The sequence below is a fragment of the Bradyrhizobium sp. MV1.5 genome, assembly GCF_055807615.1.
The window spans coordinates 1-719 of sequence record NZ_JBVVPL010000117.1; the positions used below are offsets into that span (position 1 = coordinate 1).

Consider the following 719-nt stretch of genomic DNA (forward strand, 5'->3'; position numbering starts at 1 on the left):
GCCGGGCCTACGCTTCGCGCAATGTTGTAGCTGATGCTGTTGAGCGCTACCGCCGCCGGAAGTGTTTCGAGCGGCACTTGCTCGCTGACTGAGGATTGCCAGGCGGGGTCCATCAATGCCATGCCGGTGCCAACCACGAAGCACAACGCCAGCAGCAAGTTTGGTGTAATCAGGCCAAACCAAGCGAGCACCGTCAGCGCGGTCGCGCCGGCGAGCGCGATACCTACTGAGACTAATGCAACGATACGCCTGTCGTGCATGTCAGCGATCGCTCCGGCCGGTATTGAGATGATCATAACCGGTAACATCAAGGCAGTCTGCACTAAGGCGACCTTGTCGGCAGACGACGTCATCTGCGTCATTGCCCAAGCGGCGCCGACACTCCGAATGAGGGCGCCCAGATTCGCGAGTACACTTGCCAGCCAAATGCGCCGGAATGTGAGATGGCGCAAAGGTGCGGTGATGCTATCGCTGCCAACCGTCTGTGGCTTAGAGAAACTGATCATCTCTCCTCCTGCCTGCCAGGCAACTCTCCTGGCTTGCCAAGCTTGAGTGCAAAAGCTCGGCTGCCGTGAGAGAGCCCTGGAATGTGATTGTGACTGCGTGATGCAAGAGAACCCGTCTCTCACCCTCCAAGGATGACGATGAGCGGGTCCTTCGGATCTTCAATTCTAGCGTGATCGCAACGAGGTCGTCGGGAGGTGGCCCACTGTGAATGA

Annotated in this window: 1 protein-coding gene; it reads right to left on the reverse strand. The window is 58.4% G+C overall.

Annotated features, from left to right (window positions below; translation table 11 throughout):
- The coding region (locus AC0L2J_RS34755; RefSeq protein WP_473395982.1) for an MFS transporter at window positions 1-506 on the reverse strand (506 nt) is incomplete at its 3' end.
- Window positions 507-719: the final 213 nt, after the last annotated feature.